Annotated in this window: 18 protein-coding genes and 1 pseudogene; 9 read left to right on the forward strand and 10 right to left on the reverse strand. The window is 51.3% G+C overall.

Going from position 1 to position 15773, the window contains the following annotated elements:
* Positions 1–6 precede the first annotated feature (6 nt).
* Genes oppC through HV311_RS11010 form a run of 4 tightly spaced genes read left to right on the forward strand, consistent with a single transcriptional unit; the run spans position 7 to position 3823 of the window.
* Entirely contained in the window at positions 7–915 is a 909-nt protein-coding gene (oppC, locus tag HV311_RS10995; protein ID WP_003020701.1) for an oligopeptide ABC transporter permease OppC, read from the forward strand.
* 11 nt (positions 916–926) lie between these two features.
* On the forward strand, positions 927–1940 hold the full coding sequence (gene oppD, locus HV311_RS11000) for a murein tripeptide/oligopeptide ABC transporter ATP-binding protein OppD (RefSeq protein ID WP_003833364.1): 1014 nt from the start codon (positions 927–929) through the stop codon (positions 1938–1940).
* Positions 1937–2941, forward strand: coding sequence for a murein tripeptide/oligopeptide ABC transporter ATP-binding protein OppF (gene oppF / locus HV311_RS11005; protein WP_016156729.1), 1005 nt, complete (start codon positions 1937–1939; stop codon positions 2939–2941). The genes oppD and oppF overlap by 4 nt, the downstream gene beginning before the upstream one ends.
* 45 nt (positions 2942–2986) lie before the next feature.
* Positions 2987–3823 (forward strand): ion transporter, encoded by an 837-nt coding sequence (locus tag HV311_RS11010; RefSeq protein WP_016156728.1) that lies wholly within the window; start codon positions 2987–2989, stop codon positions 3821–3823.
* A gap of 36 nt (positions 3824–3859) precedes the next feature.
* Here HV311_RS11010 and HV311_RS11015 read toward each other — a convergent pair whose 3' ends face one another.
* Positions 3860–4189, reverse strand: coding sequence for an HI1450 family dsDNA-mimic protein (locus tag HV311_RS11015; protein ID WP_003020691.1), 330 nt, complete (start codon positions 4187–4189; stop codon positions 3860–3862).
* A gap of 34 nt (positions 4190–4223) precedes the next feature.
* Positions 4224–5684 carry a cardiolipin synthase gene (gene cls, locus HV311_RS11020; protein ID WP_016156727.1) on the reverse strand — a complete coding sequence of 487 codons (1461 nt, stop codon included), beginning with the start codon at positions 5682–5684 and terminating at the stop codon, positions 4224–4226.
* A 142-nt stretch (positions 5685–5826) separates the two neighbouring features.
* Between cls and HV311_RS11025 the strand changes: the two genes are divergently transcribed.
* Positions 5827–6000, forward strand: a complete 174-nt coding sequence (locus HV311_RS11025; protein WP_016153268.1) for a YciY family protein — start codon at positions 5827–5829, stop codon at positions 5998–6000.
* A gap of 51 nt (positions 6001–6051) precedes the next feature.
* On the opposite strand, the gene HV311_RS11030 is transcribed toward HV311_RS11025, so the two are convergent.
* The gene (locus HV311_RS11030) at positions 6052–6348 is read right to left on the reverse strand and encodes a YciI family protein (RefSeq protein ID WP_003020675.1); all 297 of its coding nucleotides are present in this window, start codon (positions 6346–6348) and stop codon (positions 6052–6054) included.
* 224 nt (positions 6349–6572) lie between these two features.
* Here HV311_RS11030 and tonB point away from each other — a divergent pair, with 224 nt between their 5' ends.
* Positions 6573–7289 carry a TonB system transport protein TonB gene (tonB, locus tag HV311_RS11035; RefSeq protein ID WP_016156660.1) on the forward strand — a complete coding sequence of 239 codons (717 nt, stop codon included), beginning with the start codon at positions 6573–6575 and terminating at the stop codon, positions 7287–7289.
* Positions 7290–7364: 75 nt separating this feature from the next.
* Here the strand turns inward: tonB and yciA are convergent, their stop codons facing one another.
* The 4 genes and pseudogenes from yciA to HV311_RS28010 all read right to left on the reverse strand — a co-directional run.
* A complete protein-coding gene (yciA, locus tag HV311_RS11040; RefSeq protein WP_016153266.1) occupies positions 7365–7766 on the reverse strand; it encodes an acyl-CoA thioester hydrolase YciA in 402 nt (133 codons plus the stop codon).
* A 165-nt stretch (positions 7767–7931) separates the two neighbouring features.
* Entirely contained in the window at positions 7932–8471 is a 540-nt protein-coding gene (locus tag HV311_RS11045) for a septation protein A (RefSeq protein WP_016153265.1), read from the reverse strand.
* A gap of 54 nt (positions 8472–8525) precedes the next feature.
* On the reverse strand, positions 8526–9269 hold the full coding sequence (locus tag HV311_RS11050; protein ID WP_016153264.1) for a YciC family protein: 744 nt from the start codon (positions 9267–9269) through the stop codon (positions 8526–8528).
* Positions 9270–9297: 28 nt separating this feature from the next.
* Positions 9298–9384: pseudogene (locus tag HV311_RS28010) on the reverse strand (YkgJ family cysteine cluster protein); the annotation flags it as partial.
* A gap of 283 nt (positions 9385–9667) precedes the next feature.
* On the opposite strand from HV311_RS28010, the gene ompW reads away from it, so the two are divergent.
* The 3 genes from ompW (at position 9668) to HV311_RS11065 (ending at position 12372) form a co-directional block, all read left to right on the forward strand.
* Positions 9668–10306 carry an outer membrane protein OmpW gene (gene ompW / locus HV311_RS11055; protein ID WP_016153263.1) on the forward strand — a complete coding sequence of 213 codons (639 nt, stop codon included), beginning with the start codon at positions 9668–9670 and terminating at the stop codon, positions 10304–10306.
* Between the two features lie 132 nt (positions 10307–10438).
* The gene (locus HV311_RS11060; protein ID WP_016153262.1) at positions 10439–10714 is read left to right on the forward strand and encodes a hypothetical protein; all 276 of its coding nucleotides are present in this window, start codon (positions 10439–10441) and stop codon (positions 10712–10714) included.
* A 185-nt stretch (positions 10715–10899) separates the two neighbouring features.
* Positions 10900–12372 carry a GGDEF domain-containing protein gene (locus HV311_RS11065; RefSeq protein ID WP_016153261.1) on the forward strand — a complete coding sequence of 491 codons (1473 nt, stop codon included), beginning with the start codon at positions 10900–10902 and terminating at the stop codon, positions 12370–12372.
* Between the two features lie 32 nt (positions 12373–12404).
* Here the strand turns inward: HV311_RS11065 and trpA are convergent, their stop codons facing one another.
* The 3 genes from trpA to trpCF are packed head-to-tail and all read right to left on the reverse strand — an operon-like array spanning position 12405 to position 15773.
* On the reverse strand, positions 12405–13211 hold the full coding sequence (gene trpA, locus HV311_RS11070; protein WP_191221091.1) for a tryptophan synthase subunit alpha: 807 nt from the start codon (positions 13209–13211) through the stop codon (positions 12405–12407).
* Positions 13211–14404, reverse strand: a complete 1194-nt coding sequence (gene trpB / locus HV311_RS11075) for a tryptophan synthase subunit beta (RefSeq protein WP_003020645.1) — start codon at positions 14402–14404, stop codon at positions 13211–13213. Before trpB ends, trpA begins: the two co-directional genes overlap by 1 nt.
* A 10-nt stretch (positions 14405–14414) precedes the next feature.
* Entirely contained in the window at positions 14415–15773 is a 1359-nt protein-coding gene (trpCF, locus tag HV311_RS11080) for a bifunctional indole-3-glycerol-phosphate synthase TrpC/phosphoribosylanthranilate isomerase TrpF (RefSeq protein WP_191221192.1), read from the reverse strand.

Below are 15773 nucleotides of genomic sequence, written 5' to 3' on the forward strand. Positions count from 1 at the left end.
CTCGCTATGATGTTAAGTAAGAAAAACAGCGAAGCGCTGGAGAATTTCAGTGAAAAGCTGGAGGTCGAGGGCCGCAGTCTGTGGCAGGACGCACGTCGACGCTTTATGCATAACCGCGCGGCGGTAGCAAGCCTGGTCGTGCTGGTGATTATTGCGCTGTTTGTGACGCTGGCGCCGATGCTGTCGCAGTTTACCTACTTCGATACCGACTGGGGCATGATGTCCAGCGCGCCGGATACAGAATCTGGACACTATTTCGGCACCGACTCGTCAGGTCGAGACCTGCTGGTTCGTGTGGCGATTGGCGGTCGCATCTCGTTGATGGTCGGCATTGCCGCGGCGTTGGTCGCGGTAGTTGTCGGCACGCTATACGGTTCTCTGTCGGGCTACCTCGGCGGTAAAATCGACTCCGTGATGATGCGTCTGCTGGAAATCCTCAACTCCTTCCCGTTCATGTTCTTCGTGATTCTGCTGGTCACCTTCTTTGGGCAAAATATCCTGCTGATTTTTGTCGCTATCGGGATGGTATCCTGGCTGGATATGGCGCGTATCGTGCGTGGACAAACGCTGAGTCTCAAGCGCAAAGAGTTTATTGAAGCAGCGCAAGTGGGTGGGGTATCTACCGTGCGCATCGTTATCCGTCATATTGTGCCGAACGTGCTGGGCGTGGTGGTGGTGTACGCTTCGTTGCTGGTGCCCAGCATGATCCTGTTTGAATCCTTCCTGAGCTTTTTGGGATTAGGGACGCAGGAGCCATTAAGTAGCTGGGGGGCGTTGCTGAGTGATGGTGCCAACTCGATGGAAGTCTCACCATGGCTGCTGCTGTTCCCGGCAGGATTCCTGGTGGTCACTTTGTTCTGTTTTAACTTTATTGGCGATGGCCTGCGTGATGCCCTCGACCCGAAAGACCGTTAAGGAGTGCAGCCATGAGCGTAATTGAAACCTCAACCGCGCCGCTCGCGCAACAACAGGCTAACGCACTGCTGAACGTTAAAGATCTGCGCGTGACGTTTGCCACCCCCGACGGCGATGTGACTGCGGTAAACGATTTAAACTTTTCTCTGCGAGCTGGAGAAACGCTGGGTATTGTTGGGGAATCCGGTTCAGGGAAATCGCAAACGGCCTTTGCCCTGATGGGCCTGCTGGCGGCAAATGGCCGTATCGGAGGTTCTGCAACTTTCAACGGACGTGAAATTCTGAATTTACCGGAACGTGAGTTGAACAAACTGCGCGCCGAGCAAATCTCGATGATTTTCCAGGACCCGATGACCTCTCTCAATCCGTACATGCGAGTCGGCGAGCAGTTGATGGAAGTTCTCATGCTGCATAAAGGCATGAGCAAAGCGGAAGCCTTTGAAGAATCGGTCAGAATGCTGGATGCGGTGAAAATGCCGGAAGCGCGTAAGCGTATGAAAATGTATCCGCATGAATTCTCCGGCGGGATGCGTCAGCGCGTGATGATCGCCATGGCGCTGTTGTGCAGGCCTAAATTACTGATAGCCGATGAGCCGACTACTGCGCTTGATGTTACGGTACAGGCACAAATCATGACCCTGCTGAATGAACTGAAAAGCGAATTCAACACTGCGATTATCATGATCACCCACGATCTGGGAGTAGTGGCCGGTATTTGCGATAAAGTTTTGGTGATGTACGCCGGACGCACCATGGAATATGGCAGCGCGCGGGATGTCTTTTATAAGCCCGTTCATCCGTATTCGATTGGTTTGCTGAATGCCGTACCTCGTCTGGATGCCGAAGGGGAAGAGATGCTGACTATTCCGGGCAACCCGCCGAACCTGTTGCGTTTACCAAAAGGTTGCCCATTCCAACCGCGTTGCCCGCATGCGATGGAAATCTGTAGCAGTGCTCCGCCACTGGAAGAGTTTAGTCCGGGCCGCCTGCGCGCCTGCTTTAAACCGGTGGAGGAACTGGTATGAATGCGGTCACCGAACAACGAAAAGTGCTCCTTGAAATTGCCGATCTTAAAGTCCATTTCGACATTAAAGACGGCAAGCAGTGGTTCTGGCAGCCGTCTAAAACCCTGAAAGCGGTTGATGGCGTGACTCTGCGACTGTATGAAGGTGAAACCCTGGGCGTGGTCGGCGAATCAGGCTGTGGAAAATCGACTTTTGCCCGTGCGATTATTGGCCTGGTGAAAGCCACCGATGGAAAAGTCGCCTGGCTGGGTAAAGATTTGCTGGGCATGAAACCCGATGAGTGGCGGGAAGTGCGTAGCGATATTCAGATGATTTTCCAGGATCCGCTGGCATCATTGAATCCGCGCATGACCATCGGTGAAATCATTGCCGAACCGCTGCGGACTTATCATCCGAACCTGTCTGGTCAGGAAGTCCGCGACCGTGTGAAGGCGATGATGATGAAGGTGGGGTTGCTGCCAAATCTGATTAACCGCTACCCGCATGAGTTTTCCGGCGGTCAGTGTCAGCGTATTGGTATTGCCCGTGCGCTGATCCTCGAGCCGAAGCTGATTATTTGCGATGAACCGGTTTCGGCGCTGGACGTATCCATTCAGGCCCAGGTGGTGAACCTGTTACAACAGCTCCAGCGTGAAATGGGATTATCGTTAATCTTCATTGCTCACGACCTGGCGGTGGTGAAACATATCTCCGATCGCGTGCTGGTCATGTATCTCGGACACGCGGTGGAATTAGGGACTTATGATGAGGTGTACCATAATCCGCTGCACCCTTATACCAAAGCGTTGATGTCTGCAGTGCCAATTCCCGACCCGGATCAGGAAAGGAACAAGGTTATCCAGTTGCTGGAAGGCGAATTGCCGTCGCCGATTAATCCTCCTTCCGGCTGCGTGTTCCGTACGCGCTGCCCGATTGCCGGACCGGAATGCGCAAAAACCCGCCCGGTTCTCGAAGGAAGTTTCCGTCACGCAGTTTCCTGCCTGAAAGTAGACCCGCTATAATCCAGAGGGCTGACAAAGGTCAGCCCTTCTTTTGGTGAGGTATATGTGTCAGGTTTAGTCTCTTCTGTCCGCCGCGCGCTCTATCGCAAATTATTCGATTTAAACACCCGTTCAGGGCGTCGCTTTGAAGGTATGTGCGCGCTGTTCGCCTTGCTCAGCGTTATTGTTATCTTCATTGAGTCCGGCGTCGGGACGCAATACCATTTAACCTTCGAGGAATGGCGCATTTTTGTCTGGCTGGAGGTCTTTATTACTCTGGTCTTTACCCTCGAATATTTTCTTCGCTTATGCAGCTGGGCCAATCCCGCAAAATATGTGTTTAGCTTCTGGGGGATTATCGATCTGGCCACCATTCTACCGCTGTACGTGATGTGGCTATGGCCTGAAATCAGTCTGAGCTATGTCTTCGCCTGGCGAGCGATGCGTGTCCTGCGCGTCTTGCGTATTCTCAAGCTGCTGCGTTTTATGCCTTCTCTGCGAGTGTTCTGGAATGCGTTAAAAAGCGCCCGTCATCAACTGATGTTGTTCTATTCCTTTATTGCCATTCTGATGGTTGTTTTCGGCGCGATGATGTATCTGATAGAAGGGCCCAAATATGGCTTTACTACGCTGAATGCGTCTGTGTATTGGGCAATTGTTACGGTCACCACCGTCGGCTACGGTGACATTACACCGCACACGCCGTTGGGACGCATGGTGGCGTCAGTGCTTATCCTGATTGGATACTCTGTGATTGCGATACCGACCGGATTGATAACCACACACATGAGCAGTGCGTTCCAACAGCGAGGATATCAGCGTAGATGTCCACAGTGTCAGCAGGCGCAGCATGAACATAGTGCGCAGTTTTGTAACCGCTGCGGAAGTAAACTGCCGGGATAAAAATGAAAAAAGCTGCGAGAGCAGCTTTTTTGTTTGTTACTCGCGCCAGAGAATATGGCAGAGTTTGTGATCTTTTTCGCGACATAATAAAACGCGCGCAAAAATATCGTTAATCTCGCCGTCTTCTGTATCTGCCAGACCAATCACCACTTCGGCAAAGAAGTCAGGGTTCAGGTCAAAATCAACATGCTCCTGCCAGTCTTCTGCCGGGTCGAATAACTCGGCACCACCGCGCTCTTCAAACTGTAAATTGAACAGAATGATGTCGGCTGGATCCAGGTTGTCCGCAGCCAGTTCGAGAAAAATATCGTAAGCCTGCTCAAGCGTTTCGTCTTCAGTCAGGCGATTGTTCAAATCCATATCCATAATGACTACCTGTTTACTGTCTGATGGGCACGTTTTACAGCAACGGACTAAAGAAGTAAAACAGTCGCTCAGCGATCCGCTGCCAGAGTGGTCGTTTTACCCACAAACGGGCATCAAGCAGACGGGAACGCGAAATATAATCATCCTGTACTGCCGCGAGATCGCCACCGAATCCGGCATCATCAATGACCAGCGTGATTTCAAAATTGAGCCACAGACTGCGCATATCCAGGTTAACGGTACCGACCAGGCTCAGCTCGCCATCGACCAGTACGCTCTTGGTGTGCAGTAAGCCACCTTCGAACTGATAGATTTTAACGCCAGCCGCCAGCAGCTCAGTGAAAAAGGCCCGGCTTGCCCAGCCAACCAGCAGGGAATCATTCTTGCGTGGAAGAATAATACTGACGTCGACCCCGCGCTGCGCCGCTGTACAGATCGCGTGCAGCAGATCGTCGCTGGGAACGAAGTAGGGCGTGGTCATAATTAAATATTCACGCGCCGAATAAGCCGCGGTTAACAGCGCCTGATGAATCAAATCTTCAGGGAAACCAGGTCCCGAAGCGATTGTGTGAATGGTGTGGCCGCTGGCCTGCTCAAACGGCATGATATTGACGTCTGGCGGCGGGGGCAGAATGCGCTTGCCGGTCTCAATTTCCCAGTCGCAGGAATAGACAATGCCCATAGCGGTGGCTACCGGGCCTTCCATTCTCGCCATCAAATCCACCCATTGCCCGACGCCGGCATCTTGTTTAAAGAAACGGGGATCGACCATGTTCATGCTGCCGGTATAAGCAATATAGTTATCGATCATGATCATTTTGCGGTGCTGACGCAGGTCCATACGGCGTAAAAATACACGCATCAGGTTTACTTTCAGCGCTTCAACAACCTCGATACCCGCGTTACGCATCATCGCCGCCCATGGGCTGCGAAAGAACGCCACGCTACCCGCGGAGTCCAGCATCAGGCGGCAGTGAATTCCACGCCTTGCGGCAGCCATTAATGACTCGGCGACCTGATCGGCCATACCGCCCGGTTGCCAGATGTAGAACACCATCTCGATGTTGTGACGCGCCAGTTGAATATCACGAATCAATGCCTGCATCACGTCCTCTGAACTGGTGAGCAACTGCAGTTGATTCCCTTTAACGCCAGCGATTCCCTGACGACGCTCGCACAGCTTAAATAAGGATGACGCGACGCTGCTGTTTTCCTGCGCAAAAATATGCTTACAGGCTTTTAGATCGTTCAGCCACTTGGCCGTTGACGGCCACATTGCCCGGGCGCGTTCGGCGCGACGTTTACCAAGGTGGAGCTCACCGAAGGACAGATAAGCAATGATCCCTACCAATGGCAGAATATAGATGATCAAAAGCCAGGCCATTGCGGAGGGCACTGCGCGTCGTTTCATTAGAATGCGTAATGTTACGCCAGCAATGAGTACCCAGTAACCCAGAATGACCAGCCAACTCACCACGGTGTAGAAGGTTGTCATAAATTTAAAAATCCTTTTGAAAGCGTATTGTTAAGAGTTTACGCATCAGGATTAATCTGGCAAATAAAAACACGGGAAAACCACTGGTCTGCATTCGGTGTGGCGTTATAATGGCCGCTCAGTGACTGAAAGAGTAGTAAACATGAAGCGTAGTAGAACGGAAGTGGGACGCTGGCGGATGCTGCGTCAGGCTAGCCGCCGTAAAGCACGTTGGCTTGAAGGACAATCGCGCCGTAATATGCGTATCCATACCATCAGAAAGTGTATTCTCAACCATCAACGTAACTCGTTGCTGTTTGCGATCCACAACATCTGATCTCAAAAGGGCACCGCTGGCGGTGCCCAATGTCTGCTTTTCGTTTTGTTTTTAAAATACTTTTTTGTACGGTTTTACTGAAACCTGCGCGTAAACACCTGCCGCCACGTAGGGATCGGCTTCCGCCCACGCCTGCGCGGCTTCTAAAGATTCAAATTCTGCAATCACCGTTGAGCCGGTAAAGCCTGCGGCGCCCGGATCGTTACTGTCAACCGCTGGCATAGGACCCGCCGTGAGCAAACGGCCTTCGTCATGAAGGAGTTGCAGACGAGCCAGATGAGCAGGGCGTACGGAAAGACGTTTTTCGAGAGAGTCTGCGATATCTTGAGCGTAAATAACGTACAGCACGGGTAGAGCTCCTTGAACGGTAAAAGGTCATATTTACGTTATTGGAAAGGCCTGGTAACTGCAACGGAAAGATAACTAATATGTTAAGGCCATACTTTGAAAATGGTTTTTTATCATAAAATCGCGTTTTAAATGCCAGTTAGCTTCACGGTCTTATTGAATATGATTGCTATTTGCATTTAAAATCAGGGCCTGGTTTTTTTACTGAAACGATTATGACTTCAATGACCCTTGATTTACCTCGTCGCTTTCCCTGGCCTACGTTACTTTCTGTCGGCATTCATGGTGCTGTAGTGGCAGGTTTGCTGTATACCTCGGTACATCAGGTTATTGAACTGCCTGCGCCAGCGCAGCCGATCTCCGTTACGATGGTTGCGCCTGCCGATCTTGAACCGCCTCAGGCCGTTCAGCCGCCGCCGGAACCCGTCGTCGAGCCTGAACCGGAGCCAGAACCGATCCCCGAACCGCCAAAAGAAGCGCCGGTAGTGATTGAGAAACCGAAGCCCAAGCCTAAACCGAAGCCAAAACCGGTGAAAAAGGTGGAAGAGCAGCCGAAGCGTGATGTTAAACCAGCAGAGCCGCGTCCGACGTCCCCGTTTGAAAATACGGCGCCTGCGCGTCCAACAACCAGTACCGCTCCGGCAACCACTAAACCGGCGGTGAGTGCTCCATCGGGTCCGCGAGCCTTAAGTCGTAATCAGCCTCAATATCCGGCACGTGCACAGGCGTTGCGCATTGAAGGCCGTGTGAAGGTCAAATTTGACGTGACCTCGGATGGCCGGGTTGAAAATGTGGAAGTTCTGTCCGCACAGCCTGCGAATATGTTTGAGCGTGAAGTGAAAAATGCGATGCGCAGATGGCGTTATGAAGCCGGTAAGCCAGGTTCCGGGCTGGTGGTGAATATTGTTTTCCGCCTGAACGGCACAACACAGATCGAGTAAGCATCAGGCCGGATTTGGCGTTACGCCGCCAAATCCGGCAGAATGATTGCCGGATGGCGATGCTTGCGCGTGCTATCAGGCCAGGGAGGGAATCGGCCGCGGTTTACCGTCTTTATCAACGGCAACGTAGATAAACAGGGCTTCGGTAGCTTTATAGCGCTGGCCGATAGGTTCTGAAGCGACTTTCTTCACCCAGACTTCAATATTAATGCTGATCGAGGTCGTCCCGCGTTTCACGCAGCGTGCATAGCAACAAACCACATCGCCCACGGCAACCGGGCGCAAAAAGCTCATTCCTTCAACCCGCACCGTTACCACGCGACCATGTGCGATCTCTTTGGCCTGAATAGCGCCACCTATATCCATTTGTGACATCAGCCAGCCGCCAAAAATATCACCGTTTGCGTTGGTATCGGCAGGCATAGCCAGAGTGCGTAAAACCAGTTCGCCCTGGGGAGTGTTATTCGTTGTTGTCATTGTAGAACCGACTATAGAGAAAGATTACAGGCGCGATGCTACTAGAATTTACGCGCTGAGAACAGAGGGGATGCGGCCTGCGCGGCGGAAGTAAGCCAGGTTGATGGCAACAAGGAACGCGAAGGGATAAAAATTCGCCAGATCCGGAGATCTGGCGAGCATTTATTACGATTTATCTTCCTGCGGAAGGTGGCGGTAAATATAGACTCCGCTCAGTAACGTAAATAGTAAAGTCAGGGCGGTCAGGCCGAATACTTTAAAGTTCACCCAAATATTCTGCGGTAGCCAAAACGCGATATAGATATTCGCCAGACCGCACAGGATAAAGAAGACGGCCCAGGCGAAGTTAAGTTTTGTCCAAACCGGCTGTGGCAAGCTCAGCTCTTTACCTAACATGCGCTGAATCAGCGGCTTTTTCATCACCCATTGGCTAACCAGCAGCGCACCGGCAAACAGCCCGTAAATCACCGTTACTTTCCACTTAATGAATTCATCATTGTGGAAGAAAATGGTCAGGCCACCGAACACGGCTACCAGAACAAAAGTGATTAATGCCATCTTCTCGACCTTGCGATAGCGGACCCAGCTGTAAATCAAAACCACAGCCGTCGCAACAATCAGCGCCGAGGTCGCCGCGTAGATGTCATAGAGCTTATAAAAAGCAAAAAAGACAACCAGCGGTAAAAAATCAAGAAACTGCTTCATTCTTCGATTCCGTCATCAAAAGCACCGGGTACAAGCCCGGAATGCGTTCAGGGTTTATTGGCGAATTAGCATGTACAGGCGGAACAAATAGATCAGCAATACGGCGGAGATCATATTGCTCAGCGTATTCGCCAATACCGCGCCTACATTTGGCGTAAGTACCGCAAAACTTGGCGCAAAAAGCAACAACAACGTTTTTGCCAACAGCCAACCGATCACTGCTGGTGCAACCAGGCGCATATTCGACCACGCCAGACGCATACTGTTGCGCATCGCGGCAAAGACACCCATTTTGTCCTGTACTAACATCACCGGCGCAAGTGCCAGCAGGATAGCCAGCAGAATACCGGGTACCACAACCAGCATAATACCGATTTGCACCAGCAGAGTAGTCAGAAAAATCAGAATAAACAGCTTCGGCAAAACCGGCGCGCTGGCACCGATGGCGCGTAACGCGCTGACCCGATGACCGGCTGAAATCAGCTGAATCATCAGGATAATACCCCCGGCGAGGATGGCATTACCAATCAGACCGGAAAACGTCGACGCCGCGGAAGCGCGTAGCAAAATTTGCTGTTGCTCCGGGGTCATGTTTTGCACCAGATCGAACAATCCCACGCTGCTGGTTAACTGATCGCCTTCACTGAGTTGCGCAATTTGTGCGTCGGTGGGAGAAAAGGCATGCCCTAACACCACTGTGATAAACGCGCACAACAACGATACCAGCAAGATGGTAATGAATTGATTACGGAAAAAGTTTCCCGTGTCACGGTAAACGGATTTCGCCGTGATAGACATGCACTCTCCTTGAGTTTTGCAGGTGTTCATTTGTGGGCAATTGTACCCTGGATAACTCTACAGTGGCAGCATCGCGCGGTGTATGGAAAAGCATATCTTTGTAAAGCCCCGGTAATTTTTGACTATGACTTCAGCGTCATGCAAGAACGTTGGTTGTTCTCTGCGCATCACGAACAAATAACCATCGCTATTCTGCAACGGAGGCCAGGTACTTGCGTGGCGAAAATATATCAAAATTGATCTGAATTAGGTTAACCAGGATTTTGAATGCAAGTTCTAACTTAATCTGGATCAATAAATGTTAAATTATCAAAGTCAATGTGATCCAGGTTAGATCACTTATTACTCCAATGTGGGTATATTCGTTCCGCTTTTATAACCATAACGATGGAGCGGACATGAAAAAATTAACAGTTGCAGCAGTGGCTTTAACAACTCTTCTCTCTGGTAACGTATTTGCGCATGAGGCCGGAGAATTCTTTATTCGTGCAGGTTCTGCCACCGTCAGACCGACGGAAGGCGCGGGTGGTACGCTGGGAAGCCTGGGTGGCTTTGATGTCAGCAATAACACGCAGTTGGGTCTGACATTTACCTACATGGCAACCGACAATATCGGTGTTGAATTACTGGCAGCCACGCCGTTCCGCCATAAAATTGGCACTGCCACAACAGGTGATATTGCGACCGTTCACCATTTACCACCAACCTTAATGGCACAGTGGTATTTCGGCGATTCCAGCAGCAAACTGCGTCCGTACGTTGGTGTCGGTGTGAACTACACCACTTTCTTTGACGAAGGCTTTAACAATAACGGCAAAGAAACCGGTTTATCTGACCTGAGCCTGAAAGACTCCTGGGGTGCAGCAGGGCAAGTGGGTATGGACTATCTGATTAACCGCGACTGGCTGATTAACATGTCGGTCTGGTACATGGATATCGACACCACCGCGAGCTACAAACTGGCTGGCGCGCAGCAGCATGACAGCGTACGCCTCGATCCGTGGGTGTTTATGTTCTCCGCGGGTTATCGCTTCTAAGTCCATGATTAAAATACTGAAAAGCTGATCGTTCCACGGTCAGCTTTTTTATTACCAGTTTATTTCTTCCTGCCTTTCTCCCCGTCGATGTAATGCTACTCTTTAAGCAAACTGGCTTTGAGGGCATTGACGATGATGTTGACTCGCCACCTGCTACAACAAAAAATCACACTTTTGGAACCTTTCACCGGAGATGAAACGGCAGAGTTCGCCGTGAGTGCCGCGCGTGATTTATTGAATTTTATGGATAAAATTGAAGTGCTGGAGAAACGCATTGCGACTCCGGTTAAACTACCTTATTGCAGCGCCAGTCCTGTTTGTGAGATTGAAGCGGGCTATGCCGCAGGCGTGAGCGATTGTCGTGAGGCCATTCGTCGGGCAGGGTATCCGATTGAGGGTGATGATTAGTTTGCATTTATGTTAACAAAAATGTGCTTTTATTGTATAAGTCTGTAACTTTAGCGCACACAATGGCGGGCTTCTAAGGCATCAGCTTAGGGACGGTTAACATTCTCAATCAACATACAGCGCAGTTATGCAACGACAGAAACGGGTAACCGGTTTGGCAATATGTTAACTATCAGGGTGAACTCGTGAAGATTGTGCAGGACAAGCTCAGAAACAGGCAGGCACTGCTGGTATCAGGGCTCATTACGTTGATATTTACGTCGTTGTTTCTGTTTATAATTTATGAGCAGCGGATGGCTGCAGTCAGTGACGGTGTTAACCGCATGCAAGCGCGCATGATGGACATTTTTAACGATAATGAGCTGATCGCCGATGCGATTGGTGAGCGCTATCACCATATTAAATCGGGTGAGCAATGTGGCGATATTTCACAATTTGTTCCCCGCAATGAGATTGAATGGGGAATTAACGCCGACCCAAAGCGTCTGCATTCGGTAACAGGGACAATTATTGCCCAGCAAGCCAGCCACAACGCGCTGTGTATGTATACGGCGGCGGAGTTTATTCGCGGTATGGTTAATGAGCTAAATCCGGGCAGCTTCGATGCACATCGTTATATTATCGCCAAAAATTCAGATTATTTTTACTGGTTTATGGCTTCCGATTCGCGCAACTTCAGTTTCTCAAATTCTGAAATGGCGCGGGATCTCACCAACTTTTTCTATCCGCCGGTCGATTTCTATACCCGACTGTTGCAAAAAAACGTCAAAAACAAAGCCCTTAGTTCAACGAACTTCTATACCGATAAAATTACCGGTGAAAAAGCTTACAGCGTGGTGAGCTATATCTACGATCTGTCTGGCAAAGAGATATCAGACCAAATCGTGGCCTATCTGGTTTATGACCATTCAAAGCCCGAATTGCAGGAAGCGTTGGCTCAAGCATTTGACTACCAGCTCCCACCAGAGCTGAATGTGGAATTGGTAAATTTGACCAACAATGAAAGTCTCTGTTTATCCGGTAAATGTACAGGTCAATCCCGTTTTTTAGTGCGCAATTTTTCGGAGAAATATGCGCTGCACTATTCGCTTTCATTAGGCCGTTTTATGACGCGCGATACCCATGCCGGGATCGTGATCCTGCTGGCGCCGTTCTTTTTCATCATGATTAGTTTTTCGCTAAAATCATGGCTAAACGAAAGCGACCTGAAGGTTTATATAGACACCCTGACCGGTTGCTTTAATCGCCGAATACTCGACATCATCAAGCGCCGTGATTTATCCCACTGTTCGGTGGTGCTACTGGACTGCAATAAGTTCAAGGCCGTCAATGATACCTGGGGTCACGCGGCAGGCGATCGTGCGTTGCAAATTATCGCCAACAGGATGTTATCAAACACCCGCACCAGTCACGATATTGTGATTCGTACCGGCGGGGATGAATTTATGATCCTGCTGTTTCGCTCGCAGGCAACTGATGCCATCGCAATCGCTCAACGTATCAGCGGGCAGGTGACCAGCCATGTGTTTGTAGTGGACGGTCATACCGTGCCATTGTCAGTATCGTGGGGGATTGCAGAGGTGAACGGTGAACTGGATGTGGCTATTCAGAATGCAGATAGCGCCATGTATAAAATGAAGCACACGAAAGAAGCGTAAAACCGCCAGAAGTCTCTGGCGGTTGATTTAGCTTACTGCCGGGTGGCGGCTTTCATCGCGCTGACAAAAGCTTTCAGCTCAGCCAGCATCTGTTCCGGTATCGCAACATTTTTCTCAATGATTTTCACTATTGCCGAGCCGGAAATAGCGCCAGCAGCGCCAGCGTCAATCGCGCCGGTTACCTGTTCAGGCGCAGAGATACCAAATCCCTGTAAAGAAGGCGGAGCATCATATGCTTTCAACTTTTCGACCAGGTGATGCAGCGGTAGTGCCGCTCGATTTTCTGCACCGGTCACGCCCGCACGCGAAAGCAAATAGGTATAGCCGCGGCCATGAGAGGCTATCTGGCGCAGCAGTTCTTCGTCAGCGTTCGGTGGGCAGATAAAAATTGGCGCAATGTTGTGGCGGAGCGCCGCAGCTCTGAATGGCGCGGACTCTTCAATGGGAACATCGGCTACTAACACGGAATCCACGCCAACTTTTTCACACTGGGCGTAAAACTCGTCAATGCCCTTGCTAAACACCAGGTTGGCATACATCAGCAAGCCAATGGGAATCGTAGGGTGCTTCTGACGAATCAGCGCCAGCATTTCAAAGCATTGCGACGGCGTGACGCCGGCGGCAAACGCACGCAAGGTGGCTTCCTGAATGGTTGGACCGTCAGCCAGCGGATCGGAGAACGGAATACCGAGCTCAAGGGCATCGGCACCGGCTTCAATCAGCGTATCAATGATTTTCAGTGACTGCTCAACAGACGGATCGCCCAGGGTTACGAAGGGGACAAAAGCACCTTCTTTGCGGTCCTTCAGCTGTGCAAACAGGTTTTCGTAACGTTCCATCAGATTTCCCCTCGCGCTTTCAGAATATCGTGTACGGTGAAAATGTCTTTGTCGCCGCGACCGGAGAGATTAACCACCAGTAACTGCTCTTTTTCCGGGTTTTCACGCATCATTTTCAATGCGTGTGCCAGGGCATGGGAGGACTCCAGCGCCGGAATAATCCCCTCGTGCAGACACAGCGTTTTGAAGGCCTCGAGCGCTTCGTCGTCGGTGATCGAAACATAATCGGCGCGACCAATGCTGTTCAGATACGCATGCTGCGGCCCGACAGACGGGAAATCCAGCCCCGCGGAAATAGAGTAAGACTCTTCAATCTGTCCTTCTTCGGTCTGCATCATCGGGGACTTCATGCCGAAGTAAATCCCGACACGACCATGCTTCAACGGTGCGCCATGTTCCCCTGATTCAATCCCATGGCCGCCAGGCTCGACGCCAATCAGACCGACGCTGGTTTCATTAATAAAGTCCGCGAACATACCGATGGCGTTAGAACCGCCGCCCACGCAGGCGATAACCGCGTCCGGCAGGCGACCTTCTTTTTCAAGGATCTGCGCTTTAGTTTCCTCGCCGATCATGCGCTGAAATTCACGAACAATGGTCGGGAAGGGATGTGGACCCGCCGCCGTACCGAGCATATAGTGCGCGGTATCGTAGCTGCCAGACCAGTCGCGCAGCGCTTCGTTACAGGCATCTTTCAGCGTTGCAGAACCGCTGTGAACCGGGATAACTTCAGCCCCCATCAGACGCATACGGAAAACGTTTGGCGACTGGCGTTCAACGTCTTTTGCACCCATATAAATACGGCATTTCAGCCCCAGCAGTGCGCTGGCGAGAGCTGATGCAACACCGTGCTGGCCCGCGCCGGTTTCGGCGATGATCTCCGTTTTCCCCATACGCTTCGCCAACAACGCCTGGCCCAGCACCTGGTTGGTTTTGTGCGCGCCGCCGTGCAGCAAATCTTCACGTTTGAGATACAGCGTAGTGTTGGTGCCTTGAGTAATGTTCTGGCATTTGGTCAGTGCAGTTGGGCGACCAGCATAGTTTTTTAGCAGGTCTGTAAACTGCGCCTGAAATTCAGGATCCTTTTGCGCGCTGACAAAAGCTTCCTCCAACTGGCGCAGGGCAGGCATCAGAATCTGTGGCACATACATACCGCCAAATTCACCAAAATACGGATTGAGTAATGTTGTCATGTCCTTTTCCTTAATATGCGCGCAGCGTCTGAAAGACCGAAGCCAAAAGACGTGCATCCTTGATGCCCGGCTGTGACTCTACGCCAGAATTGAAATCGAGACCGGCACAGCCGGTTTTTGCCGCGTCAACGCAGTTATCAGCGCCGAGTCCGCCAGCCAGTAAAACGTTATCCAGCGATTGTCCGCCTAAAAGTGACCAGTCGAAGCGTTGACCGCTGCCGCCCTGACCATTGTCGAATACGTATTTATCGACGTGCTGATAATCACGAGCTGGCAACGTTTCACTGACGCTTAACGCCTTCCAGATTTGCACCTGTTCGGGGAGCGCGTCGCGCAGGGCGTCAACATAGGCCTGGTCTTCGCTACCATGCAATTGCACGGCTGTTAGCCCCAGAGCCGCCGCTGTTTCGCGCACGTCGGTGATCTCTGCGTTGCGAAACACCCCGACATATTGCAGCGGTGCGCCGGTCATGACCTCGCGCGCGCGTTCAACGCTGACCGTGCGTGGCGATGTGGACACAAAAATCAACCCGCCGTATATGGCACCCGCTTCGTATGCCGCGTTTGCATCCTGAGCCCGGGTTAAACCGCAGACTTTATTTTCGCCGAGCAGAACGCGACGCACGGCAGCATGCAGATCATCATGCGACATCAACGCAGAGCCAATCAGAAAACCGTTGGCGAAGTGGCTGAGTTCTCGCACTTGACCATAGGTATTGATACCGGACTCGCTGATGACGGTTACGCCATGACCCAGTCGCGGCGCAAGTTGGCGGGTGCGATTCAGATCAATCGACAGGTCGCGTAAATCACGGTTGTTGATACCGACGACTTTGGCGCCCAGTGCGATAGCACGCTCCAGCTCTTCATCGTTACTGACTTCGGTCAGTACGCCCATTTTCAAACTGTGGGCGACGGCGGCGAGTTGACGATATTGCTCATCATCAAGCACCGACAGCATCAGCAGACAGGCGTCCGCCTGATAGAAGCGCGCCAGGTAAATCTGGTAAGGATCGATAATAAAGTCCTTACACAGAATCGGTTGCGGTGCGATGCGGCTGACGATGGGCAGGAAATCAAAGCTCCCCTGGAAATATTTCTCATCGGTCAGTACGGAAATCGCGGAAGCATATTGTTTATATACGCCCGCAATCTGTGCCGGGTCGAAGTCATCACGGATCACGCCTTTTGACGGAGACGCTTTTTTGCACTCCAGAATAAAGGCGGCGCGTGCACCTTGCAGCGCATCGTAGAAATCACGAGAGCTGGGTTGAACATCATTCTGAAAGCTGGCCAGCGGTTGTTGCTGTTTGCGGGCTTCTACCCAAATCGCCTTGTCTGCGACAATTTTCGCTAAAACGGTTTGCAT

This window comes from Citrobacter sp. RHBSTW-00881, assembly GCF_013728515.1.
In the GTDB taxonomy this organism is placed as follows: domain Bacteria; phylum Pseudomonadota; class Gammaproteobacteria; order Enterobacterales; family Enterobacteriaceae; genus Citrobacter; species Citrobacter braakii.

Coding starts and splice junctions, on each gene's coding strand:
- oppC (WP_003020701.1), top strand. CDS start 7: ATGATGTTAAGTAAGAAAAACAGCGAAGCGCTGGAGAATTTCAGTGAA.
- oppD (WP_003833364.1), top strand. CDS start 927: ATGAGCGTAATTGAAACCTCAACCGCGCCGCTCGCGCAACAACAGGCT.
- oppF (WP_016156729.1), top strand. CDS start 1,937: ATGAATGCGGTCACCGAACAACGAAAAGTGCTCCTTGAAATTGCCGAT.
- HV311_RS11015 (WP_003020691.1), bottom strand. CDS start 4,189: ATGGATATGGATTTGAACAATCGCCTGACTGAAGACGAAACGCTTGAG.
- cls (WP_016156727.1), bottom strand. CDS start 5,684: ATGACAACCTTCTACACCGTGGTGAGTTGGCTGGTCATTCTGGGTTAC.
- HV311_RS11025 (WP_016153268.1), top strand. CDS start 5,827: ATGAAGCGTAGTAGAACGGAAGTGGGACGCTGGCGGATGCTGCGTCAG.
- tonB (WP_016156660.1), top strand. CDS start 6,573: ATGACCCTTGATTTACCTCGTCGCTTTCCCTGGCCTACGTTACTTTCT.
- yciA (WP_016153266.1), bottom strand. CDS start 7,766: ATGACAACAACGAATAACACTCCCCAGGGCGAACTGGTTTTACGCACT.
- HV311_RS11045 (WP_016153265.1), bottom strand. CDS start 8,471: ATGAAGCAGTTTCTTGATTTTTTACCGCTGGTTGTCTTTTTTGCTTTT.
- HV311_RS11050 (WP_016153264.1), bottom strand. CDS start 9,269: ATGTCTATCACGGCGAAATCCGTTTACCGTGACACGGGAAACTTTTTC.
- ompW (WP_016153263.1), top strand. CDS start 9,668: ATGAAAAAATTAACAGTTGCAGCAGTGGCTTTAACAACTCTTCTCTCT.
- HV311_RS11060 (WP_016153262.1), top strand. CDS start 10,439: ATGATGTTGACTCGCCACCTGCTACAACAAAAAATCACACTTTTGGAA.
- trpA (WP_191221091.1), bottom strand. CDS start 13,211: ATGGAACGTTACGAAAACCTGTTTGCACAGCTGAAGGACCGCAAAGAA.
- trpB (WP_003020645.1), bottom strand. CDS start 14,404: ATGACAACATTACTCAATCCGTATTTTGGTGAATTTGGCGGTATGTAT.
- trpCF (WP_191221192.1), bottom strand. CDS start 15,773: ATGCAAACCGTTTTAGCGAAAATTGTCGCAGACAAGGCGATTTGGGTA.